The organism is Lysinibacillus parviboronicapiens (assembly GCF_003049605.2).
Lineage (GTDB): Bacteria > Bacillota > Bacilli > Bacillales_A > Planococcaceae > Lysinibacillus > Lysinibacillus parviboronicapiens.
Window position 1 is genome coordinate 4,603,530 of sequence record NZ_CP073713.1, and the last position, 24,813, is coordinate 4,628,342.

At 36.3% G+C, this 24,813-nt stretch carries 22 protein-coding genes and 2 pseudogenes; 13 read left to right on the top strand and 11 right to left on the bottom strand.

All coding sequences use genetic code 11. The annotated features are described in order from the left end of the window. Positions 1–448 precede the first annotated feature (448 nt). The 4 genes from C9J31_RS22320 to C9J31_RS22335 all read left to right on the top strand — a co-directional run bounded on the left by C9J31_RS22320 (position 449) and on the right by C9J31_RS22335 (position 4,530). On the top strand, positions 449–1,504 hold the full coding sequence (locus C9J31_RS22320) for a FecCD family ABC transporter permease (protein WP_107948593.1): 1,056 nt from the start codon (positions 449–451) through the stop codon (positions 1,502–1,504). Then, complete coding sequence (locus C9J31_RS22325; RefSeq protein WP_107948591.1) at positions 1,501–2,517, top strand: FecCD family ABC transporter permease; 1,017 nt, start codon at positions 1,501–1,503, stop codon at positions 2,515–2,517. Before C9J31_RS22320 ends, C9J31_RS22325 begins: the two co-directional genes overlap by 4 nt. Before the next feature lie 15 nt (positions 2,518–2,532). After that, complete coding sequence (locus C9J31_RS22330) at positions 2,533–3,327, top strand: ABC transporter ATP-binding protein (protein WP_107948589.1); 795 nt, start codon at positions 2,533–2,535, stop codon at positions 3,325–3,327. A 258-nt stretch (positions 3,328–3,585) separates the two neighbouring features. Further along, complete coding sequence (locus C9J31_RS22335; protein ID WP_107948587.1) at positions 3,586–4,530, top strand: ABC transporter substrate-binding protein; 945 nt, start codon at positions 3,586–3,588, stop codon at positions 4,528–4,530. Positions 4,531–4,734: 204 nt separating this feature from the next. Here C9J31_RS22335 and C9J31_RS22340 read toward each other — a convergent pair whose 3' ends face one another. Next, positions 4,735–5,358, bottom strand: a complete 624-nt coding sequence (locus tag C9J31_RS22340) for a flavin reductase family protein (RefSeq protein ID WP_211634926.1) — start codon at positions 5,356–5,358, stop codon at positions 4,735–4,737. Between the two features lie 194 nt (positions 5,359–5,552). Between C9J31_RS22340 and C9J31_RS22345 the strand changes: the two genes are divergently transcribed. Next, positions 5,553–5,864, top strand: a complete 312-nt coding sequence (locus C9J31_RS22345; protein ID WP_054768285.1) for a winged helix-turn-helix transcriptional regulator — start codon at positions 5,553–5,555, stop codon at positions 5,862–5,864. A gap of 356 nt (positions 5,865–6,220) precedes the next feature. Here the strand turns inward: C9J31_RS22345 and C9J31_RS22350 are convergent, their stop codons facing one another. Continuing rightward, positions 6,221–6,547: a hypothetical protein gene (locus C9J31_RS22350; protein ID WP_244854846.1), complete on the bottom strand. Its 327-nt coding sequence runs from the start codon at positions 6,545–6,547 to the stop codon at positions 6,221–6,223. A gap of 334 nt (positions 6,548–6,881) precedes the next feature. Between C9J31_RS22350 and C9J31_RS22355 the strand changes: the two are divergent. Further along, positions 6,882–8,116: pseudogene (locus C9J31_RS22355) on the top strand (IS110 family RNA-guided transposase). 151 nt (positions 8,117–8,267) lie between these two features. Here the strand turns inward: C9J31_RS22355 and C9J31_RS22360 are convergent. The 3 genes and pseudogenes from C9J31_RS22360 to C9J31_RS22370 form a co-directional block, all read right to left on the bottom strand. Next, positions 8,268–9,056: pseudogene (locus C9J31_RS22360) on the bottom strand (MBL fold metallo-hydrolase). A gap of 115 nt (positions 9,057–9,171) precedes the next feature. Further along, positions 9,172–9,642: a DinB family protein gene (locus C9J31_RS22365; protein ID WP_107951664.1), complete on the bottom strand. Its 471-nt coding sequence runs from the start codon at positions 9,640–9,642 to the stop codon at positions 9,172–9,174. A gap of 242 nt (positions 9,643–9,884) precedes the next feature. Next, positions 9,885–10,286 carry a hypothetical protein gene (locus C9J31_RS22370; protein ID WP_107951663.1) on the bottom strand — a complete coding sequence of 134 codons (402 nt, stop codon included), beginning with the start codon at positions 10,284–10,286 and terminating at the stop codon, positions 9,885–9,887. A 304-nt stretch (positions 10,287–10,590) separates the two neighbouring features. Between C9J31_RS22370 and C9J31_RS22375 the strand changes: the two genes are divergently transcribed. From C9J31_RS22375 to C9J31_RS22400, 6 genes are all read left to right on the top strand, one after another. Next, positions 10,591–11,508, top strand: coding sequence for an ABC transporter ATP-binding protein (locus C9J31_RS22375; RefSeq protein WP_107951662.1), 918 nt, complete (start codon positions 10,591–10,593; stop codon positions 11,506–11,508). Further along, complete coding sequence (locus C9J31_RS22380; RefSeq protein WP_107951661.1) at positions 11,505–12,257, top strand: ABC transporter permease; 753 nt, start codon at positions 11,505–11,507, stop codon at positions 12,255–12,257. Before C9J31_RS22375 ends, C9J31_RS22380 begins: the two co-directional genes overlap by 4 nt. Before the next feature lie 12 nt (positions 12,258–12,269). After that, positions 12,270–13,001 (top strand): ABC transporter permease, encoded by a 732-nt coding sequence (locus tag C9J31_RS22385; protein WP_107951666.1) that lies wholly within the window; start codon positions 12,270–12,272, stop codon positions 12,999–13,001. 19 nt (positions 13,002–13,020) lie between these two features. After that, a complete protein-coding gene (locus C9J31_RS22390) occupies positions 13,021–13,371 on the top strand; it encodes a YxeA family protein (RefSeq protein ID WP_107951660.1) in 351 nt (116 codons plus the stop codon). 79 nt (positions 13,372–13,450) lie between these two features. Further along, the gene (locus C9J31_RS22395) at positions 13,451–14,164 is read left to right on the top strand and encodes a response regulator transcription factor (protein ID WP_107951659.1); all 714 of its coding nucleotides are present in this window, start codon (positions 13,451–13,453) and stop codon (positions 14,162–14,164) included. Beyond that, the gene (locus tag C9J31_RS22400) at positions 14,165–15,586 is read left to right on the top strand and encodes a sensor histidine kinase (protein ID WP_107951658.1); all 1,422 of its coding nucleotides are present in this window, start codon (positions 14,165–14,167) and stop codon (positions 15,584–15,586) included. A gap of 776 nt (positions 15,587–16,362) precedes the next feature. Here the strand turns inward: C9J31_RS22400 and C9J31_RS22405 are convergent. Continuing rightward, complete coding sequence (locus C9J31_RS22405; protein WP_107951657.1) at positions 16,363–17,130, bottom strand: HAD-IIB family hydrolase; 768 nt, start codon at positions 17,128–17,130, stop codon at positions 16,363–16,365. Between the two features lie 88 nt (positions 17,131–17,218). On the opposite strand from C9J31_RS22405, the gene C9J31_RS22410 reads away from it, so the two are divergent. Then, a complete protein-coding gene (locus tag C9J31_RS22410) occupies positions 17,219–17,881 on the top strand; it encodes a Crp/Fnr family transcriptional regulator (RefSeq protein WP_107951656.1) in 663 nt (220 codons plus the stop codon). A gap of 479 nt (positions 17,882–18,360) precedes the next feature. On the opposite strand, the gene C9J31_RS22415 is transcribed toward C9J31_RS22410, so the two are convergent. The 5 genes from C9J31_RS22415 to C9J31_RS22435 form a co-directional block, all read right to left on the bottom strand. Then, positions 18,361–19,368, bottom strand: a complete 1,008-nt coding sequence (locus tag C9J31_RS22415; RefSeq protein ID WP_107951655.1) for a DUF4179 domain-containing protein — start codon at positions 19,366–19,368, stop codon at positions 18,361–18,363. Then, entirely contained in the window at positions 19,346–19,888 is a 543-nt protein-coding gene (locus C9J31_RS22420; protein WP_193767209.1) for a sigma-70 family RNA polymerase sigma factor, read from the bottom strand. Before C9J31_RS22420 ends, C9J31_RS22415 begins: the two co-directional genes overlap by 23 nt. A 396-nt stretch (positions 19,889–20,284) precedes the next feature. Next, positions 20,285–21,163, bottom strand: coding sequence for a helix-turn-helix domain-containing protein (locus C9J31_RS22425; protein ID WP_107927112.1), 879 nt, complete (start codon positions 21,161–21,163; stop codon positions 20,285–20,287). A gap of 858 nt (positions 21,164–22,021) precedes the next feature. Next, a complete protein-coding gene (locus C9J31_RS22430) occupies positions 22,022–22,477 on the bottom strand; it encodes a hypothetical protein (protein WP_153062552.1) in 456 nt (151 codons plus the stop codon). A gap of 875 nt (positions 22,478–23,352) precedes the next feature. After that, positions 23,353–24,765 carry a serine hydrolase domain-containing protein gene (locus tag C9J31_RS22435; protein ID WP_238602232.1) on the bottom strand — a complete coding sequence of 471 codons (1,413 nt, stop codon included), beginning with the start codon at positions 24,763–24,765 and terminating at the stop codon, positions 23,353–23,355. Positions 24,766–24,813 lie beyond the last annotated feature (48 nt).

Genomic DNA, 24,813 nt, shown 5'->3' on the forward strand with positions numbered 1-24,813 from the left:
CTGCTTGTTCCTCTTCAACGTGTTTCATATTCTTAACTTCTTTTATCGAAGCAATTTTACAAGCACAATTGCTTTCTCACAGCATATCAATCCACTTTTTTCGAATTTAAAATTTATCCATTTTTCCTGTTCTTATAAAATCTGTTTTTTTATAAAACTATACCACTTCTATTCAAATTTAGTATTTTCGAATAATTTAAACACCATACCCTATCTCCTAGAACATCGCTTGATATAAGCATTTTTTGCAAGTTTAAGAAAATAATAAAGAACAAAATTAATATATTTTAAAAAATAATATTGACAACTATTTAGGGTGGTATGTAGAATAGGACGAGTGATTATGAGAATCATTATCAACTAAGGTGCAGAGCCTTATTTTTTTATTATCAATTGAGAATGACTCTCATTTCATTAAACATATGTTGTTAGTTAGGATGATTAACGAATGGAAGCAAGCGCGAAGAGTATGGAACAACAAGAAACGAATATGAAAAAGATTAAGAGCAGACCGCTTATTGCTTCGATTATTTTAATAGCAGGTACGATTTTATTAGCTTTAAGTATGGGAATGTCCATTTCATTTGGGGCAGCGGATATTAGCTTAAAGACTGTCTGGCAAGCTGTTTTTCAATTCGATGATTCACTTACATATCATAGTGTCATTTGGGAACTTCGTATTCCAAGAGCAATTGGAGGAGTTGTCGCTGGTGCATTTCTAGCGGTATCCGGAGCAATTATGCAAGGGATGACACGAAATCCTCTCGCCTCTCCATCTTTAATGGGGATTACGGATGGTGCGGTATTTGGAATTGCCATTACTTATGCATTTTTCCCTAATTCCCCATACATAATGTTTGTTATCGCTTCATTTATGGGTGCAGCATTTGGTGCAAGTATTGTATATGGTGTGGGTGCGTCCTCACCAGGAGGGCTGACCCCCGTGAAGTTAGCGTTAGCTGGTGCAGCTATCAGTGCTTTACTTGGGGCCATCTCATCTAGTATCGCACTTTATTTTAATCTTGCTCAAGAAGTGAGCATGTGGAATGCAGGAGGCGTTTCAAGTGTGAAATGGGTAAGTATTGAGATGTTGCTACCAATTGGACTACTCTGTCTTGTTATAGCAATTATCATGTCGAGATACATTACCATCTTAAGTTTCGGAGAAGAAATTGCGATTGGGCTTGGGCAAAATACAACTTTAATTAAATTTATTGGAACCGTACTTGTGCTTGTTTTAACAGGCTCAGCTGTCTCTATGGCAGGTTCTGTCGGATTTGTTGGACTTGTTATCCCACATATGACACGTTTTCTCGTTGGATCTGATTATAGATGGGTTATTCCATGTTCAGCGGTATTAGGTGGATTGTTAATTGAATGTGCAGATATGTTATCTCGCGTTATCAATCCTCCATTTGAAACGCCAATTGGTGCAATTACAGCTTTAATCGGGGTTCCATTCTTCCTTTACTTAGCTCGTAAAGAGGGGAGAGGGAAAATATGAGGCAAGATATCTTAACAAAAAAGAGTATGTCAGTATTAGCCATTTTAGTTTGCTTAATTGTGTTTATACTCCTAATTAGCTTAAATACAGGAACGTATAAAATACCGCCAATAGATGTATTGAAATCGTTAATTGGGCTAGGCGCTGAAGAGCAATCTGTCATCTTATTCGAGTTTCGTATGCCTCGAATGGTTATTGCTATTCTAGTTGGTTCAGCGCTAGCGATATCAGGGGCAATCATGCAAGGTTTATCTCGAAATCCACTAGCTGACCCTGGAATTATCGGTATTAATGCTGGTGCTGGATTGACGGTTGTTATTTTCGTCTACTTCTTCTTCGGAAAAGTTGGGACCGGTACGCTAATATCAGTATTCATTCTTCCATTTTTCGCTTTAGTTGGTGCTTTGTTGGCGGCAGTTATTATTTATACACTAGCTTGGAAAAACGGTGTTTCATCAACTCGTTTAATTCTTGTTGGTATTGCAGTTGCTGCAGGGTTTGGTGCTGTCAGTTTAATTTTCTCGATGAAAATGACTTCTAATGATTTTCGTTTTGCAACCATTTGGTTAGCAGGGAGTTTATGGGGAACAGATTGGAAATTTGTATTAAGTGCACTTCCATGGATGCTCATATTTATACCAATTGCATTTCGCAAAGCACATGTATTGAATGTAATGAATTTAGGAGATGCAGCAGCGGTTGGCCTTGGTGTAGATGTGGAGAAGGAAAGACGCAAATTATTATTTATTGCCGTTTGCTTGGCAGGTGCATCGGTAGCTGTTGCTGGTGGTATTGGATTTATCGGTTTAATGGCACCTCATCTGGCAAGACGCCTTGTTGGAGGAAAACATCAAATTATGTTACCAACAGCAGCATTAATTGGCACTTTGCTATTACTATTTGCAGATTTAATTTCAAGAAGTGTACTAACGACTTCAGAAATACCAGTCGGTTTCGTTATTTCTATTATTGGTGCACCATATTTTATTTATTTACTTATGAAGACAAAATAAAAGGAGTCATTTTTGATGGTAACTTTAGCAGTTGATTCGGTATCTGTTGGCTATAATGAAGGATTAATAATAGATGGATTATCAGTGGATATCCCCGAAGGAAAGATTACAACAATTATTGGACCAAATGGTTGTGGGAAATCTACCTTGTTAAAAACAGCATCTCGTATTCTAAAGGCAAAACGAGGGACTGTTTATCTTGATGGAAAAGCAATTGAGAAACAGTCAACAAAAGAAATTGCAAAGAAAATGGCGATTTTACCCCAGACTGCAGAATTACCGACTGGTCTTACTGTGTTTGAGCTTGTTTCATATGGTCGTTTTCCACACCAAAATGGATTTGGAACACTGAAAGAAGAAGATTATCGCTATATTCATTGGGCACTTGAAGTGACAGGGATGACAGAGTTTGCAAAGCGTCCAGCAGAAGCTTTATCAGGTGGTCAACGTCAACGAGTATGGATTGCAATGGCACTTGCTCAAGGCACAGACTTACTTGTATTAGACGAGCCGACAACTTACTTAGATATGGCTCACCAGTTAGAAATATTAAAGTTATTGAAGAAGTTAAATCAGGAAGAAGGCCGAACAATCGTCATGGTTATTCATGATTTAAATCATGCCTCTCGTTTTTCTGATCATATGGTTGCTTTAAAAGCTGGCAAACTGATTCACCAAGGAACGCCAGACGAAGTAATGACAAGTGAGACGCTTCGCAATGTATTTGAAATTGAGGCACTAATTGTTTCATGTCCTGTAAACAGTAAACCGATCTGTTTAACTTACGATTTAACGATGATTCATAATTAATCACAGAAAAAACCATATGGGGAGGAGCTTCCTCTCAGCAACTATGCCTCTGCATAATTGCAATCTCACCACCTATAGAGGTAGGAGACTTCTGTACCCGTCACTACGCTTTCGGTACAAAAATATTTACTGAAAGAAGTTAAATAGATAGAGAGGGAGCCTTCTAATGGGCGTTGAGCTTCTCATTTTAGCCTGAGATGTTGAACACCCATTAGAATGAAATGGGTCACATACAATTTATCCGGGAGGAACAAAAATATGAAGAAATTTAAACTATCGTTACTAGCAATGGTATTAGTTGTTACATCTATACTATTTGCAGCTTGTTCTTCAGATAAGAAAGAACAAACAGAAAAAGCAGACGCAAAAGCTGAAGAGCGTACTGTCGTGCATGCTAAAGGGGAAATTAAAATCCCTGCAAACCCAAAGAAAATTGCTGACCTTAGTGGTTCGACAGAAGAATTATTAATCTTTGGAATGAAACCAATCATTACTGCAAATACATCTCAAGAAGAAATTGATCCACATATTGCAGATAAATTAAAAGATGTTAAACCTGTCGGCTCTGCTTGGGGTGACAACATTAACATCGAAGCAGTGGCTGCTGCAAAGCCAGATTTAATTCTTATAAATAATCGTCAAGAAAAAATTTATGATCAACTATCTAAAATTGCACCTACCGTTATGTTAGAGACACCATTAGATCAATGGCGTCCGAAGTTTGAAGAATTAGGTAAAATCTTCGATAAAGAAAAAGAAACAGAAGAATGGTTCAAAAAGTATGATGACAAAGCAAGCAAGTTACACGATAAAATTGTTGCTAAAACTGGTGATGCGACGTTCATGAAAATGGCTGCATATCCAAATGCATTCCGTGTATACGGTGACTATGGTTACGGTAGCGTAATCTTCAAAGATTTAAAATTACCAGCTGTCCCAGGTACACCAATGGATGAACCATTAGTACAAGTACAAAAAGAAGCTTTAATTGACTACAATCCTGATTACCTATTCGTATTTACAACAGGTGACGGTTCTGAACGCTTAAAAGAATTCCAAGAAGAAACAATTTGGAAAAACATGAATGCTGTTAAGAACAACCACGTATTTATCATTAACAATGATGCAGTAAATAAAGGATACTTCCCTCTTGGTAAAGAAATGATTTTAGACGAAATTGCTGATTTTGTTTTAGAGAAATAATAAAAGCAAGAATCACCTTCGTAATATCGAAGGTGATTCCGACTGTGAACAACCCCAAAAATAGGGTTTGTTTACAGTCCTTTTTGTTACTTTCCGCTACGGCGGACGCTTTTCGTGGGCATGGCTTCAATCTCCTCTTCGCTACACTCCTGCGGGGCCTTCAGCTCATGGTATTCTCGCAACCATCTCAGCTAACAAAATAATTTATGTACCTTTTTGTCCATATGAAAATGAAGGCATCAGTCCGGCAAAGTCTCCTGCCAAACTAGCAAGCGGCTTAAACTTATCGATAGCTATTTTATAGTTTCCTGCATAGATTGCTTCATCTACTTGGACACATTCAACTTTTCCAAGCACTAGATAATCTCCACCGACAGGAATAATCTGGTCTAACTTAAGTTCTATTGAGATTGGCGCTTCTAGCACTGCCGGCACATTCAAAACTTTACCATTCTGGACAGTCACTCCTGCAAGCTCAAACTCATTTTTTTCTGGCTCTACACTAGCCGATGAACGATACATCGCTTCCCCAAGCTGCTCAGGTACCATATTAATTATATATTCCTTTACTTCACGAATGTTCGTTAACGTATCCTTAATGCTTCCCATTCGTTCATGAACGCCCGGTCCTATTGAGATCAAAAGTGTTGGTGGATTTCGAGAAGCTACAGTAAAAAAGCTGAATGGCGCTAAATTTAAAATGCCATCCTTACTTTTTGATGAAACCCACGCAATCGGTCTTGGTATTACAGAGCCAATTAACAATTTATACATCTCATGCTCGCTCAAATCAATTGAATTAAATATGAGTTTCTGTTCTTTAGACATCTATTCATTCTCCTTCAACTATATTTGATTAAGTAATATGTCGATTCTATAATAGAATTATTATAGACTTCTGAAATACTTATAATTCCATCCCAAATTATAAACTCGAATACAAATAAAACTAGTATGCACTTTTTTGTTAGGTACCTACTTAAAGGAGAGTGAAGTTATTGTCAGAATTAAGTAATAATTTGATGAGACACAACAAACAAAGACCCTTTGACTTCACATTATCGTTAATCGGTGGCAAGTGGAAGATGAAAATAATGTATGAATTATCTTCCGATACGATTTTACGTTATGGAGAGTTAAAGCGGAAAATTCCAGCTATCACTCACAAAATGTTAAGTTCTCAGTTAAGAGAACTAGAGAACTCTGGAATTGTTCACAGAAAAGAATACCCACAAATCCCTCCAAAAGTGGAATACTCCTTATCACCAAAAGGAAAGAGTTTAATGCCAATATTAGAGGAAATGTGCAAATGGGGCGTGGCAAATCAAATATGAACTTATGAGGGGTAAAAAGTGCTATGTGGATCTAAGTCAAGATTCCGGACACACAAAAGGTGCTGGGTTTGGTCTATTCCTTCTTTGATCTGGCCAAGCTGGTGTAGCTTTGGAATAAAGATTATTAAAAAATATCCCTCAATCCTTATCTAATAGCAACTTCAACAACTCCATTTTGAAAAAAGATTGGTCAAAATGGAGTTACTCTTTTTAGGTAAGAATGAGATTTTTATAAAAAAGTTTGATCATTTTCCAGCTATGTTGTTCCACAATTGCGCCCGATTGTTGAAGATCGTTATTCAACTAAAGCCCAAGTTAGTTAAAGTGCAAATCTTCACACACTCTTTTCTAAATTTTTAATTCTTTTTTCTAATCTCTTCTTTTGAGACAACACGCCAACCGTTTACTTTAAGTCTCTCTATATAGTTCTCTATCTCAATTTCTTCCCTTTCTAACTCAAGGGGACATAGTGAAACCCAGCATTCATTTAAAGCATAATTCATTGTAACCTTAACAACTTCATATCCATTATGAAATCCTGGATGGAATCCTGGATCATCTAAAATGTCCCCCTTTACAGGACGAATGTTAGATTCAAATGTTTTTATAACTATTTCTCCGATATTGTTTTCTTTTTGTTCTTTTATGGATGATATAAAAATCATTAAATTTATTTTCATCATAATCCCCTTCTTTACCTTAAATTGTATTAATTAAGTTATCTCTCCACAATACTACGAAATGGAGATATTCTCCATAATCTGCTTCGTTCGTATTATAAGGTCAGCCAGATATTTCTGGTTGACCATTTTTTATATGATTTTATTATAGCAGTAGCCAGGGTAGAACGTATCTGCTCGTGGGGCTTGACCCCGTCAACTAAACCGTTCGCCCCCTACTTGCAGAAACATGATTGAGGCTGGTTGGGACTTAGATCTCGTATAACAAGCGAAGCTATGACACTGCATGGAGGATTAGGGGTAACTGGCAAACTATGATTCTAGGAGGAGATTAATAATGAATCCAGTCGTTGGTCTGGATATTTCAAAGGAGAAAGCCAGGTTCAAGCATTCTTAGATAAAGGCAAACCATATTGTAAAAGTTTTAAGGTAACACATACTTTAGAAGGTCTGAATGACCTTGTTATATTTTTAGAGGATGTAAAAAACGAGGCCTGTATGAAGCCTACAATCATTTTAGAAGCTACAGGACATTATGGAGCTCCTGTCATACATTATTTAGAAGAACGAGGATATTTATTGATTATTATTAATCCGTTAATTTCATATAAGGCAAGAGGAACGAGTTTGAGAAAAGTAAAAACGGATGCCATCGATGCCTATCTTCTTTGTGAATTGTTCTATAAAGAGGAATTAGAGCCATATAAAAAGCGTGGTGTGCAGTTATTAAATCTTCGTAATCTTACAAGACAACATGAAAATATTACTGGTGTAATGATTCAAACTAAGTTACAATTTCAGGCAGTCCTTGAACAGGTATTTCCTGAATATAAAGGGGTCTTCGGAGATTTATATTCTAATGTTTCACTATTAACTCTTTCAGAGTTCCCTTCTTCAGAAGATATTTTGAAAGCAAGTGAGGAATCCATTACAGACAAAATTTACGAACTATGTAAGAGTAGATCCATTAGATGGGCAAATGAAAAAGCTTTACAGCTTAAAGACGCTGCAGCTCGTAATCCTTTCGAAAAAATAATTTACCAGAGTCATATTTTAAGTCTTGATATGTATATAAAGATCCTTCTTCAATACAAAGAGCATCTATCAAAGTTAGAGTCAGAAATAGATGCCCTCGCTAAAGAAATTGAAGAATATAGTATTATCAAATCTATCCCAGGTATCGGTGAAAAAATCGCTGCAACGATTATTTCTGAGATTGGTGAAATAGATCGATTTAACAACCCTAAAAAGCTTGTAGCTTTCGCTGGAGTTGACCCAAGTGTTTTCGAATCAGGTAAGTTTTCAGCGACCAAAAATCAAATTACAAAACGAGGTTCAAGTAGACTTCGTCATGCCTTGTTCATGGCTGTTCGTTGCGCAATACGAGATTGCAGGAAAACTAGAACAGACGATAAAATCATTCCTCGAAACAAGAAATTACGTGAGTTTTATGATAAAAAACGTGACGAAGGAAAACCTTTTAAAGTAGCGATGATAGCTTGTATTAATAAACTATTACATTGGATTTTTGCCTTATTAAAAAACAGAACTACGTACCAAGATTTAGCTTGATAAGTAGATGCAACTAAATCAAACAAAACCTTCCAAAAGCAAACTTTAGGAAGGTTATTTGTCATGCATTTTTTAGTATAGCACGTGGCTATTAAACTTTTAACAGAAAATTATTGACAAACTATTAGCTGGTTTAGTTTAATAAGCATAATTAAAATTGCACACTAAATCCTTTGAATTTATGAATTCCAGTTCCGAATCTTACTTGATCTTTTTCTTTAAGTTCTTCAACTGCATTTCCCACTTCTTGTAAAAGGCTTGCATCAAGACCTATTGTATTATGTCCTCCATAAATCTTCGTTACATTGGTAATGTTGGATATTTTCTTTAACGATTGCGTTAAATCCACAGGGTTGGTCGTTGGGAAAAAAGCATACACTGGAGTCCCATCATAAAGCAAATCACCTGTAAATAAATAACCTTTACTATTATCTAAAATTGAAATATGTCCCGGAGAATGTCCTGGAGTATGGTAGATAGTCAACTTTCTATTGCCTATCTCTATTTCATCACCATCATTTAACAAACCTGTAGGATTACCCTGAAAGGGTTTATAGGTGTCTGGATTAAACGTTTCTGGCGTAGGTATTGTAATATCACGACTTACATCTTTTCTGATTTGTTCGATAGAAAGTTTCTTAATACCATTGACTAGCCAGTCTTCTTCATCCTTATGTACATAAATATTCTTAAATTCACCATGACTTCCAATATGATCTCAATGGACGTGTGTTGTTAAAACAATAATCGGTAAATTTGTAAGCTGGTCTGTAATCCTCTTTATGTTATCAATCCCAAGACCCGTATCAATTAATGCAGCTTTCTCCTCGCCAATTAATAAATAAGAGTGAACTTGTTCCCAATGTCCATACTCACTAATAGCGAAAGTTGTATTATCTATTTGATTTACTGTAAACCATGAGTCTTTAATTTCAACCATTTATTAAATTCCCCTTTCTAAACTCTCATATCAATAATATTCTCCATTAACTTACTTGAAACCTTCTACTGTCATTCTTGAACTAAACTGCATAGTTAGTTGCAATAGTAAAGTTCTATTCAAACAATGGAACTTTTGGGTATATTCCATAACAATGAATAAGCATAGAGTGTAATTGCCCTCTGTGATGATAAATATGAGCTACAATCTCTAACAACCATTCATATCGTGAGTATGTAACACCCCAAAAAGAAGTAACTTCCTCTTGAAGTTCGACTTCTGTGAAATTCGTAAATTTATCTTCTAAAAATTGATGATTTTTTATCAATGCTTCTTTAATCTCATTTAGACTTTTATATGAAACACTTGAATAAAATTTGTTCATCTTGTCTTGAGATGCCCCGTCCGAAATAAGCGAATCCGCTTCACAAATAATAGCAATATGTTCTAACAGCTCTCCTATGGACTGCTTATTAGGTGTGGGCCTTTTTTGCAAGTCATTTTCTGTTAACTTTTCTATCATTTCAACAATTGTCGTTACAGCGACTTTAATTTGATGTAATGCGCTCTTACAATATATATTCATTTTATCCTCCTTTACATCAATCCTCTATTCAACTAAACTGCTCCTTTAGTAAATAAAATTCAACAAAAAAGCGTAAATCCTTGTTGGATAAACGCCCCCGTTAGCCATCCATGAAGCGCAAAAATCAGCACTTCACCACAGAAAATGAAAGATGATTAAGTTCTTTCATGGGAGTTTAATAAGTTCTTCAAACTACATATGATATTAATTATTTTGAGGTATTTTTATAAGATAACTATTCATTATTTACTTTCTAAGATAATCTCTTCTTCATTATCATTCCAACTAATTGTGAAGACTGGTTTATCCTTTTCAGTCAAAGTTCCTTTCCGTATTACAGAACTGGAGCTTGTATACAGCCCGTTTTCATCTAATTCAATTGTACTTTGGCCCCATTTACCAAGTTTAGTTTGTACCGCGAATTGAAATTCTCCAATACTGCTTAAATCTGACCCCTGATATTTTAAGTTAATAGAACGTTGCACTTCTTCTTTACCTATATTATTGAGTGTATATTCAACTTTCCAATTTTCATTTTCCCCTTCATAAGTGAGCTTTTCATCACTTCCACTTTGTCCAAATAGAAAATAACTCCCAATGCCTAAAATTCCTGCTATAAATATTCCAACTAAAGTTTTTTTCATTTATTCAATCCCCTCACTCTCATTTAATCAGATTATACCAAAATAATCCAAACGCTTGATGAACTATTCTGCCCCGTTAGTACAATAAGAATCCTCAGCCACTTTGGTCGAATTGGCTTATTTTATAAAATTGTAAATCTTAAATCAAGATTCGAGATAGGGCAAGTAAAAGTTCATATTTAAGAGCCATTGAATCTTTAATTTAAGGCTGTCGTAAGGCTCACTTTAGATATGAGAAAGGTAAATTCATTAATGTTTGAGTTGAACAAAAATTAAAAGACTTGAACGGAGATGATTTTTTCATATGAATACATCGGCTATTGTGCAAACACAAAATCTTACCAAAAAGTATGGATCTATTAATTCAGTAAATAAAGTTGATCTTTATGTTGAGGAAGGAGAGATTTATGGGTTTTTGGGCCCGAATGGTGCTGGAAAAACAACTACGCTAAAAATGCTGCTAGGACTCATTAAACCTTCTGAAGGGACAATCAATATATTTGGGGAAAGTTTAAACAAACGTCGGTCATCCATTTTACAACGTACGGGATCCCTAATTGAATCACCTTCTTATTATGGGCATCTGACAGGACTCGAGAATATGAGAGTCATGCAACGACTTAGAAATGTACCAGATAAAAACATACATGAGGCACTTCGTATCGTACGTCTGGAAAATCAGAAAGACAAAAAAGCTGAACAATATTCGCTAGGCATGAAGCAACGATTAGGTATTGCAATGGCCTTGCTCGCCTTCCCGAAACTATTGATTCTAGATGAACCAACGAACGGTCTTGATCCCGCAGGTATTAATGAAATCCGAGAACTCATTAAATCATTGCCCGTACGCTATGGGATAACTGTATTGCTCTCTAGCCACATGCTCTCAGAGATTGATCAAATTGCTACTTCAGTAGGCATTATCAGCGATGGGAATCTACTGTTTCAAGGGAGTATGGAAAGTTTACGAAAAAAAGGCAGAAGCGCAATCCTTCTTAAAACCGGAGACAACACTAAAGCAGAGGAGTTACTCCTCACGCAAGGCTATAGTCTAACAAAAAGTGATAGCCGTCTTGAATTCGACAATCTTGCGGACAGAGAGGTTGCAGAAATAAATAGACTACTTGTAGAACATTACATTCCTGTCACTAGAATTGAAGAGCAAAAGAAAAGTTTGGAGGACATTTTCCTGGAGCTTACAGGGAAGGAGCGAAGCTTGTGATTAAAACAATAGGACTAGAATATTACAAAATACGCCGCAAAAAAATATGGATCATGATTACACTATTTCTTGGCGTGGAGATGCTATGGGCATTCATGTCTATCACCCGATCCATAGCTAAAAATCCGGACCACGCAGTGTGGGAATCTATCATTTTCAATATAACCTCTATGAATGGGCTTTTTATGCCAATTATTTCGGCCATTGTTGTCTCTCGTATTTGTGATATGGAACATAAAGGGGCAACCTGGAAATTGCTTGCTGCCACTAATGTAAGACGCGGCAATCTCTACGCAGCGAAGTATATTTGCGCGAATAGTTTGCTCTTGTTTGGCATTCTTACACAGGCAGTAATGATGATTGTATTCGGATTGATGAAAGGTTTCCCTGGCACACCTCCTATAGAGATTCTACTTCAGTTTATTGTGAGTAACTTGCTGACGACTCTCGCTATTACGGCACTTCAGCAGTGGATTTCTCTAGCCATTAAAAACCAAACCTTTGCGCTGTGCTTAGGTATGTTAGGAGGTTTCATCGGGATGACAGCGGGACTATTCCCGGCTGGAATAAGACATATTTTTATATGGGCGTATTATTTGGACCTCAGCCCGGTAACTTTTCATTACACGGAGTCTACGAGTCTCTATATAACACAGTCTGTAGGGACAGGTATTATATTGCTTGCACTAGCGATGACCGTTCTATTTTATATTGCCGGAAGCATCCATGTATCCCGGCAGGAAATCTGAGGTGAGAAGATGATAAAACAAAGTATTTCTGCTGAATTACTCAAGTTGCGACATTCTCGTATAGGTCTTGTACTAGCTGTACTTCCTAGCATAAGTCTGATGATTGGATGTGCAAATTTTTATCTTAATCAAGGAGTTCTAGAAAATGGATGGTACAGTTTATGGAATCAAGTTTGCATATTTTACGGGGAGTTTTTCCTGCCTATTTTGATTGCCATCTGCTGTTCCTATGTATGTAGACTGGAGCATTTGAACCGAAATTGGAATATGATTTTGACCTCTCCTGTATCGGTTGCCAGTATATTTCTTGCCAAATTGCTTGTTGTTAGCATATTAATTCTGTTCACACAAGCATTTTTCCTAGGGTTGTACTGGTTAGCGGGTACCTTGTTCTCCTTACCTGGCAATTTTCCTGTAGAGACGATTGGCTGGTCCGTACGTGGTTGGTATGCCACTTTATCCATTAGTGCTCTACAATTGGCAATATCGTTACGAATACGTAGCTTTGCAACACCAATCGGCATTTGTCTTTGTGCAGTCTTTATCGGTTTGGGTATGTATACTGCTAATCTAGGTATATTTTTTCCGTATTCACTTCTCACGATTGGCATGAGTGTCTTGAATCAAGATCAGCTGACTACTATACAGAATATTTTTTTTGGGGTGACGAATTTATCTTTCATCATTATTTTTGCATCGATATCCATTCGCCGCTTGAAGAATAAAGATATTGTTTCATCCTAATTATTTGGAGGAATTTTAGGTGAGAAAAATATTGCTGATACTGGGACTTATCATTGTGCTTGGGGCATGCTTGTTGTTGTTCTTTTTTACCCCAGAGAAGTTGACACCTGAAAATCCTGCTGGGAAGACTATCTATTATGCATTGATAAACGATTCAGGTGTTCAAGATAATAATAAACGCTACGACTATGAGGTGACTGCTTATAGTAAGAAAGGGAAGGAAAAAAAGCTTGAGTTTTCAGCAGGAAAACAATTAAGAAAAGGAGCTTATGTTCAGCTGTATTACACACGTATTCGAGGTGTTACTTATTGGGCAGAAGTTCCCTATGAGGAATTGCCAGTGATAGTTCAACAGAAGTATGAAAAATAAATAAAAAGAATAACGGATGGAATTGGGAAAATGCTGATAATCCTCCTATTCATGTATAATAAAAGTCAGGTGATGTAGCGTGGGAAATTTAAAAGACAAAAAAATATTAATTGTAGATGATGAACCGGAGATAAGCAAAATGATTGAAGGTTTTTTGAGAAAAGATGGTTTTTTTCGTATTTATAGCGCAACTGATTGCAGCTCCGCCCTGTCAATCTGCCAAACAGATAAGCCGGATATAGCAATTCTTGATGTCATGTTACCTGATGGCGACGGATTTTCACTTTTGTCATCCATCAGACAATTCTCCGAAATGCCAATCCTTTTTCTTTCGGCACGGGGAGAGGATGAAGACCGTTTACTAGGACTAGGTCTAGGAGCAGATGATTATATTGTGAAGCCGTTTTTACCGCGGGAACTAGTATTACGGCTTACGGCAATTCTGAAAAGAGTATACTCCTCTCCTGTTTCGGAGAAATTGTCTGTTTTCCAACTTGGAGAACAGACAATTAATCTAGAAAGTGCAGTCGTAAATAAGAATCAAAAGGAGCTACCATTGACTGCAAAGGAGCATGCTATTCTTGTGAAATTGTATGAAAATCAGGGGAGAATTGTTACAAGTGATGCCCTATGCCAGGCAGTTTGGGGAGATGACAGCTACGGTTATGAAAATACATTGATGGTACATATCAGGAGAGTTCGTGAAAAAATTGAGACGGATCCTTCCAAACCAATTTATCTTCTCACTGTTAGGGGACTGGGATATAAACTGTTAGTGAAGGAGACAAGATAAGTGGAAGGAGTTAGTCGCATATTACGACGATTTGTTGCTGCCACTATTTTAATCTCAATATTTCTGCTTATTTTTAACTTCGTCATGTTATGGGGGCTAGTGTTCACAGAAAATAATCAAGATCCGTCCCCAGAAGACATTGTGAAGCAAGTGGGTCAAGGTATAAATAAGCAGGGCGAGAACTATCAATTAAACGCGCATACCGCTGAGCTTCTACAAAAAAATAATGCCTGGGCTATGTTAATCGGTGAAGATGGCCGTGTGCAATGGGACTATCATCTACCTAATGATGTTCCGCAATCGTATAGTCTAGTCGAAGTAGCCAAGCTTTCACGTTATTATCTTATGGACTATCCTGTTTATACTTGGGAGCATCAAGATGGTCTTATTGTGATAGGATATCCAAAGAAAAGTCACTGGAGGTATCAATTTGATTATCTTTCAGAATGGGTAGAGTCTCTCCCTTTGAGGCTTATACTGTTGCTGATTTCTAATGTAGTACTTGCTTTGCTAATTTCTATCATGATTGGGACGAGACTTATAAGAAAGGTGCGTCCTCTTGTGGACGGGGTTCATAGTCTTGCTAAGGAAGAAACGGTTCAGCTGGACTCTAAAGGAATCTTTGGTGATTTGGCACAGAGTATTAATTCTACGTCTACTATGCTTCAACATAACACGGATGCTTTGAAGGTACGCGATGAAGCACGCTCCAACTGGATTGCTGGAATTTCTCATGATATTCGGACGCCACTCTCCCTAGTTCTCGGCTATGCAAGTGACATGGAGGAAAATTCAGACTTACCAGAGGTGCAGAGACATCAAGCTGGCATTATCCGGCGTCAAGGCGAGAAGCTACGTTCACTTGTAAGTGATCTGAATTTGGTCTCGATGCTTGAGTATGAAATGCAACCTTTACATTTGAAGAACATCCGACTATCAGTTTTGGCGAGACAGGTTGCCACTGATTTTTTTAATAGCGGAATAGATGAGCGCTATTCTATTAATTTAAAACTAGGCACTGAAGTAGCACAAATCATGGGCGATGAGAAATTGCTATTTAGAGCAGTTAACAATCTTATCCAAAACAGTATACATCACAACTCTGAGGGGTGCGAAATTATACTGGAAACCAATTTATCTAAGGACGGCTCCAAGTATCGCTTTATCGTAAAAGATAATGGTAAAGGTATTCCACAAGAACAATTAAAGGATATTACTGAGTTACCTTATTCACCAAAGAGAACGGGAACTATCAAGCAAGGTCACGGTCTGGGACTTCCGATGGTGGCAAGGATTGTGAAGGCACATCATGGTCGCCTTATTCTTGAAAATGGTGTAAATCATAGTGGTCTAAAAGTTATTATGGAATTCCCTGTAAATCATCAAAGCGTAGAAAATCAGAAAAAACTAAGAGGAAAATAAAATATTTAAGAGAGTTTAAACGAGAGGCTGGGACAAAACTAGCTGATATCTCAAAAAAGAAAAAAGCAGATTTAATCTACAAAACGTGTAGATTAATTTCTGTCTTTTTGGTTTTTATATCTCGTGAATCAATTTTTTATTTACTAAAGCCCCTGTTAGTTGAATAAGAAAAGAAACGCTTATTCCACAATCGCGCCCGATTGTGGAAGTTCATTATTTAATTCTCGTTTTAGGATATATACTTTAACTGTTATTACTTTTCCCTTTAATAAAGAATCCAATTAGTGTCAAGATAAAACCAAAAGCTAATATAAAAATCTCGTTACCATAAAATCTAATTCCTTCTTCATTTTGAATAAATAATGAGATTATCATTATTGAGATACCAAATAACATTAATTTCGTAGAACGCATTATCTTACTCCTTCTTATGTAGGTATTAATTGGTTGAACACAATGACCCCTATTTTAACATAATTCCCTCAAATTATTTAAATTCGTTATTCCACAATCTGGCCCTTTCCATGAATAAAGACGCTTTCCCTATTACGGAAAAGCGCCCGATTGCTGAATATCAAGTCGGTGATTAGTCTTTTGCTTGTTAAAGTAAAGCCCCCCGTTAGTTGAATAACAAACTTTTATTCTAGGTAACCAAAAGCCGTTAGCTACTAATATCTATTAACGGCAATTATCCCTTTCCAATAAAATATATCCTAGTTACCTCGAAGTTTTTGGCTAACTGTATTTACAAAGTTTAAACCTTATTTATAGCGTTATTAATTTCTAACAAGTTTAGATGTATCTGTATCTCCTTCATCTACATAATACTTTCCAATTAATGCTCGAATTTTTCCTGCTACATCTGCTCGTTCAATGTTTTCTTTCGCATAACGTTTCACGTCATTATTGCCTACGCATACACTATGTACTGCATGTTCAAACAAGCATTGATCGTTACTATCGTTTCCAAAAGCAATAAACTGTTGAATATCCAACATATGAAGTCCTCTAACTTTATTAATACCTAGAGGACTAATATCGATGGCATGCTCTGTTTTATAGTGTGTGACTGTTACAGGAATTACTTGAAGAGCTTCTAATACTTCCTCATTCGGTTGGAATAAAACTAATTTGCAAACTGGCAGTAATTGTTCCAATGGAATGTTCGTTGAATTAGTTTTATCGATATTTTGATAAATAGGATGTGCAACATTACCTGAAAAGGCGTAATTCCACTGACCATCTGCTAAAAATTCTAATTGATGTAGATGAATGAGTTCAATGAGTTTGTTTAATATTTGTTGTTCGAAATGTATCACTTGAATATGCCCATGATCATAAGTAAATGTACCATTTCCTCCAACTAATAAACCTTTATGAAAGCTTTTAGGTATAACAGGTAATAAATCACGAATCGGCCTAGCTGAGGCAAAAATCACTTGATGTCCTGCAAACTGTAATTCTTGAAGTGCATCAATTATTTCTTTATCAATACTCTTGCCATTAAAACAAAGTGTTCCATCTAAATCGAATACAAAGTTCATTTGAATCCCTACCTCTTTATTAATTGACTATAACTATATTAAAATAAACAAAAACAAACAATAAAGGACAGATGTCCTGGAGGGAAAAATGAGTCAAAATCTATTTCAATCTATATATGACTATACTATATCAAAAGAACTAATATCGTCCATTTTTGTACGTACTTTTCAACCTAATGAAATTATTTTAAAAGCAGGGGACAAGATAGATGGCTTATATTTTTTACTTTCAGGTAGATATATGGTGTCTAGCTTAGAAGTGACTGGAAAAGAATTACTACTACGCTACTGTCAACAACCAGCGATTATGGGCGATATCGAAATCTTTGCAGATTGCTTAGTTGCATCAAACTGTATTGCAACAGAGCCGTGTGAAGTATTATTTATTCCTATAGAAGTGTATGAAACAAATTTAAAATTTGATAGTAAATTTAATCAACTATTGTTGAAAGAGCTAGCCTATAAGCTTTTAACTTGCACCATTTCATCAAAAGTAAATGCACTCTCACCAGTAGGCGTACGTCTAGCTGCTTATTTATGCTCGGTTGAATCCCCTTCACATGTAAATCAATATATAAAAACAAATTCTTTAGATGATGTTGCCTCATTGATTGGTACTACAAAAAGACATCTAAATAGAATACTAAAGGACTGGACAGAGAAAGGGATTATTAAACGAGAAGAGAAAGAAATTCAAATTTTAGAATGGGACAAGATTAAAGAAATCTCAGAAAATGTACGGTTTGAATAGTTTTAAATCGCGAAAAATTTTATAAAACATTCTAATTTTAACAAAACCTTTTTAACCGAGGTTAATTGCATTTCTTTAGTTTGTTCAACTAAACTGCACCGTTAGCCATCCATGAAGCGCAAAAATCAGCACTTCACCACAGAAAATGAAAGATGATTAAGTTCTTTCATGGGAGTTTAAGCGAGAAACTTCACAACCTATTACTCTATAATTCAACAATAATATCCAATTTTATTGAAAATGTTCCTCAACAATCTGGCCCTTTCCATGAATAAAGACGCTTTCCCTATTACGGAAAAGCGCCCGATTGTTGAAGATAGTATTCAAAGTAAAACCCAAAAATTGCTATGAAAACAACATATTTTGGGTTCTTGTGCCTACCCTAACTTTCATTTGGGAACGTTTTTTTTATATGATTTTGTATACTATATTAGTTCTTGTTACAATAAAGCACCTGTTAATGTAATAAGGATAAATAGTTAATTTAATTCAATCGTAATAGGTTCGAAATCAATTCGTTTATTATCACTTTGACTATTACTTACATGAGCGAATGGATAAAATGTAATCGATGTTGCCTCGGGATCTAGTCCATGAATTGTTGCATTCCATGTAATATCTTCACTCGAATCGCCATCCACCGTGCCAGATCCACCGTTATATGGAACTCCATACTTATTGCCTAAATTATCAATCGCACTCAACTCAGCCTCAACATAATTCCATCTTTCATGAACAGCAGGATCGATATCTTGTAAGTAGTTAATCGTTAAATTAACATCTGTTTTGATTGCATCGATTAGCTCGACCGTTACACCCTCTTTGTTTACTTGCTCATTAATTACGATCTGTTTTCCTTCTAGCTTGCTTAAAGAAAATTCAAAATACCAGTCGCCTTTCATTACTTTTTCCCCCGAATAAATTGCTTGAGGACTCCATTCTATATTCACTCTATCTTGTGTTTTATCACGCATAGACAACGTCATCATGCCTACATAGCCAACACCATTCACATACCCTCCTTCATAGCCTCCATTCACTATATTCGTTGGCAGATTCTCAAAAGTCGGGGATGAGCCTAAATCTTCTTCAGCTCGTATAACATATGAAAGGGTTACTGTATTGCCGTCGTAAAATGCTTTTTCAATAATTATTTCAATTCCGTTGCTTTCTTGGACTAAACCAATATCTGTACTAACCTCTTCATATGCTTGATAGTAGTCTTCCAGTTGGATAAAATAGTCGAATGCCTGACCAATAATCGGGATTTTCGTTACAAAGTTAGCAAATGCAGGTGATACGTAAGCAGATGAAATGAGACCCATCGATAAAATTCCCACAGCAGCCGTATATTTAACTATTCGTATAAAGGGGAATTTCCGTTGCTTCTTCTCCTGCTTAAAAGCGTCAGCCAAAATAGCATCTAATTCTTTAGAAGGAACAGAAATTTCATTCATTGCCTCCTTAAATCGGTCTTGTTCGTTCATCTATGTACGCTCCCTTCAATGTCTTTTTGATTTTCGCTAACGCTCTCTTGCCGTTCGATTTGACTGTACCAATCGGTTCGCCAAGTACCTCTGCTATTTGTTCGAAAGTTAAATCCTCATAATATTTTAAGAGTAGGACTGTTTTATATTTTTCATCTAATCCATAAATGGCATCCAATAAATCCAGCTTTTCATCAGATGTTGCGATTTCAGTGGAGAGAGTGTTAAATTTAAATTCATCAATTAAAATTACGTTCTTTTGTTTTTGGAGTACACTTAGTGATGCATTGATACAAATTTTCATCAGCCATGTCGTGAAATACTTTGGCTCTCGTAGCTGATGAACCGACTCAATTGCCAGCAACACCGTTTGCTGGAAAACATCCAAAGCATCCGCCTCATTTCGAACATAGCTATAAGCAGTCCTGTAAAGCTTCTCTTTTTCTTGATTCAGCAAAAACAGCAGTGCTTCTCGGTCCCCTCTGATTGATTGTTTTATTTTCTTTTCGTTAACCGCCATCCTTTTCACCACCCTATCTATTAGAGAGCCAACCATCAAAAAAAGATGCACTTTTCTAAAATAAAAAAGACGTATTCAAATTAATAAGTCCTTATTAAATACTTTTTTTATTGAGTTAGTTGAAAAAAACGTCCCAAAACCGTCGTTTGGTAACATATCTTAAAAAATTGTTATTCAATTATATGGCCCTTTCCATGAATAAAGACGCTTTCCTTATTAGGAAAAGCGCCCGATTGCGGTATAGTTAAGCAATATTTTCACCAAAACTTTAAGTAATGAACAAGCGTGTTAATTCCTACAAACTTTACAGCCATAATTGCAATTATAACTATAATACTTAATACTACCCCAGTAGCCTTTTTACCGGAATTAGCCATGTTATCACCCTTCCTTAAATCATTCATCAAACGATAAATTTACTGGCTCGTCCAGCAGTTCACCATGCACCTCTAAATTAGTTGTTGGAATACTTTCATTCACTTCTTCAAAAGTGAATTGATCTGCCCATACAGTTCCTTGTCCAGACAGAATGATACCAAACGAAATAACAGCACTTTGGGTTGGAACATCTAAAATAATAGAATAATGGTTCCAGTTTGTTGTTCCTTTAATGGGGCGATTACTCATATTATCAAATTGAAGAACATCTTCCATTGTGTCGTCTACTCGCATCCACATCCCAGCGAACTTATCTACCTCTTCCGTACGGATGAAACAAGAGAGTCTAATGCGCTTTCCAACAAACTGATTAGCCTTAAATGTTTGCATCATGGTAGCGAATTCAGTTGAATCTAACACTGTTTTGGATTTTAAATAACCTGATGCTTTCCCCTGATGAACAACTTCATGGTCAATTCCCATTTCGTAATTAAATGGATTTGATCCACTTAAAAACCAACCTTTCACCTTTGTATCCATATTTGTTTCCTCCTTAATTTTATTCACGTCTGACATCATTCTGCGATATTTGCCAGGTGGTAGCTTATAAATCTCTTTAAATGCTCTTGTAAATGATTCTTGTGATTCAAACTGATAATATAAAGCGATATCAAGAATGCGTTCACTTGTGTAAAGCAAGGCGGAAGAAGCATTAGCCAATCTTCTTAACCGAATATATTCAGTTACCGTCATGCCAACCGTGGATTGGAATATTCGATGAAAGTGATACTTTGAAAAATTTGATTGTGCTGCAATATTTTCCAAATTAAGTGGTTCATGTAGGTTTTCTTCCACATACAAAATAATTTTCTTAATTATAATTTCATGGTTATACAACGAAGGCACCTCCTTTAAATATGATATCAAGGTTCTTCATTCGTTTTTTTGATATATCTTGCGAAGTAATCGCTCCATCCTAAAAATCATTAAAAAGAGGTTGATGTAATATCAACCTCTTTTTATATCTGCTGTAGGTTTAAAATAAAGTTTGATCAAAAACACCTCTTAAATCCACATCTTACGTTAAATTAATAGAACCCGTTTTGAAAAAAGTTTGATCAAAACGGATTCTTCCTCTGTGAAGTATTGTTTAATTTTTATAAAAAAGTTTATTTCAATATCAATAGTGAATTTCTGGTTAAAAACAAAAGCTCGAATTTTGATCAAAATACGTACCTTCTATGTTTATTGCTATTTATCTTTTAATAAAGATTGATTATTTCAGAGAGCAAATCTTCATCTTACGACCCTTTTTGTTTAAGTTTAATACTCTCAAATCTCTTTCTTAACAAAACTTAAACACTCTGAGGAGGGGCATAAAAAAACTCCTTCTTATTCAAGGAAAGCGCCCAATTGTTGAAGATATCTATTAGCTCACCAAACATATAGCTATTCACTTCAGTAAACCCTTAAACTTCAAGGGCTTCTCCTATAACTAAAATGGAAATAAGCGCTGACCCTTGCTAGGATCAACGCATCTCGTTAGTAATAATCGAAAAATATTTACCTTTTAAGGTAGAGTTACTGTAAAGCAGATTGAGAGATTTAGACGGTTGGTTTTTCTCTTTATCTGAGAAGTTATACGTATATATTTTGTATATATTTCCTCATTTTCATGATATCACGAAAAAGTTAGGCTCTGCCTAACCCCACACCATTTTGGGGGCACTTTTTCCTTAAATAAAGTATATACATTTAGTCATAGGGATATATATCACTCTGACAATATTCGTAGGTAGGTATCCAACGACCATTTCTACAATAATGCCTCATATCACCAATACAAGTTGTGGACCCTTCTCGTTGACATGGGCCCATATCTGAACCATATTGTGGCCATGTTGGTGTATTATCACTCTGACAATATTGGGAGGTAGGTATCCAACGACCATTTCTACAATAATGCCTTCTATCACCAATACAAGTTGTGGACCCTTCTCGTTGACATGGGCCCATATCTGAACCATATTGTGGCCATAGCTGTGGACTATAACCATATTGTGGCCATGTTGGTGTACTCTGACAATATTCGTAGGTAGGTATCCAACGACCATTTCTACATACAAAATACATATCACCAACACAAGTTGTGGACCCTTCTTGTTGACATGGGCCTATATCATCAGGAAAAGAACCATATTGCCAAGTCATCAAAGTCACTTCCTTTTTTCTTTTTTATAAACCATATATAACCGTCAGGTAACTTTGAACACTTTACTGAAAAATAGTGTTCAGTCTTATTCAGCATTTTCAGGTAAGAAAGTGTTCATTTCTACTTGGCAGTTACACCATATTCTAAGTTATGAAATGGAAATGATTACTACTAGGCCATCTTCATCGTATTGGCATAATTGGACCAGATGGCAACTCAGGGAGGCTAAACGTCTTTTGTAGATATTGCAGATGGATCAAAAAGAACACTAAGGTATCCAATTCAACTTATCGAATATTTGTCGAATCTCAAAGTCGTCAAACGGTTTCAGGAACTGTATATGTAAGAGGAGTTTCGAGTAGGAGGGAGTGATTAACTCCCGACCACCGTACGTACGGTTCCGTATACGGCGGTTCCATGAAGTCTGACGGACAGCGATTTTGTATCTCCCTGTCCGTTTGCTCAGACTGTAAATAAAGTTGAGCAAGTATCATAGTATGCAATATTTTATACAAGTTCCAGGTAGTAAGACTGCCTTAAAACGCTGTCAAATCAACGATGTATAAAATCTTGTATACACAATAAAAAGTGATTCAAATGAAAAGGCAGTAGTGACCGTTCTTATTGTAGCTTTGGAATAAAGGTTGATTAAAAAATATCCCTCTATCCTTATCTAATAGTAACTTCAAAAACTCCCTTTTGAAAAAAGATTGTTCAAAATGGAGTTATGAGATTTTTACAAAAAAGTTTGTTCATTTTCCAGCTATGTTGTTCCACAATCGCGCCCGATTGTTGAAGATCGTGGATGACTTGCTCTACTTTCATAAGGTTCTGCTCTCAATACTTGCCCTTTAGCGCATTCATCGGCCGATATTCAGGTATTGTTTTTTCGTTTCATTGCAATAAAGAGGAAGGTTAAGAGACTGTTAACTGCCAATATTGCGATCAGACATTGAATAAGAAATTCGACGTCTGGAAGGAAAAGACCAACCGTCCTCCATGAGATACCCATACTATATGTGAATAAAGGAATCAGTCCAACAGCCAAAATGGCGGATAGGATTCCCGTAGACACCCATACTTTTTTATTTATTGTAGTTCTACGTTTTAACCGGATTAAACTAATTAAAGATATAAAAGCCAGCAGTAATACAACACCAAGCGTAATCCATTGCGTGCTAACGTTTAGTTGTACTAAATCCGGATTTTTACCATTCATAATGGATCGAATTCCCTCCATTATACTTAAATACGAAACAGCTTCTAATTCATGGTATTTATTCATTAAAAGAACGGCACCTAGACCTCGTTCGGGAATAAAGAATATTTCCGATTTATATTCAGGCGTTGCACCCGTATGGTAAGGATACTTATTTCCCGATCTTGGGAAGTGCCAACCCAAACCATAACGTCCACCATTTTCTGGTGGTGTTTGTAGTTGTTTCAAACTTTGTTCTGATAATAATTCTCCGCCGTTTAGCATGAATTTTATAAATTTAGTCAGGTCACTGACGGTTGATGACATATAACCATAAGGCGCTCCCGATTGATCATACAATCCATCACCTTTAACAGGTTTGCCAAACCAGGAATGAAAGCCGGGCACAAACCCTCTTTCTACCGCACTTTCATAATCGACAGTAGTATTGTTCATGCCAAGAGGAGAGAAAATATGAGTTTCCATAAATGCTGAGAATGACTGGTTGGACACCGCCTCAATAATAGCTCCTAAGAGCAAATAGTTAGCTGAATTATATTCATATGCCTCACCCGGAATACGGCTTAACTGTACTCCGTTCAGTTCTTTAACAGCTTGAGTTATACCATTCTCTTTATCACGACCTTGTTGATCTGTTACTTTCATTCCATCATAAGCGCTAATACCGCTTGTTTGTTCTAATAGATGGCGTACGGTTATTGATTTTGTGCCATCTGTTTGATAAGTAAACCAAGGGATGTAAGTTTCTATCGGTTCATCTAATTTGATTTCTCCATCTTCTACCAACATCATAATAGCAAGTGAAGTCAAAGGCTTGCTTACTGAGCCTATAAGAAAAGTCGAGTCTTCCGTTACGGCTGACCCGTCACTCATTGTCCCCCAGCTATCCTGAAAGATGGTCTGACCGTTATGTACGACTTCCAGCGAAGCCCCAGGAATATTATATTTTTCTAGTGCTTCGTTCATAAATGTTTCGATTTGTTGAGCGGTATCACCACCTTCAGCAGCTAGAGAAAGTGAAGGGGCAATGAGCAGAAAGACGAACAAACATATTACTAATCTTTTCATATTATTACCTTTCATGTTAATTTACTTGTATATCCAGGTGAACATATA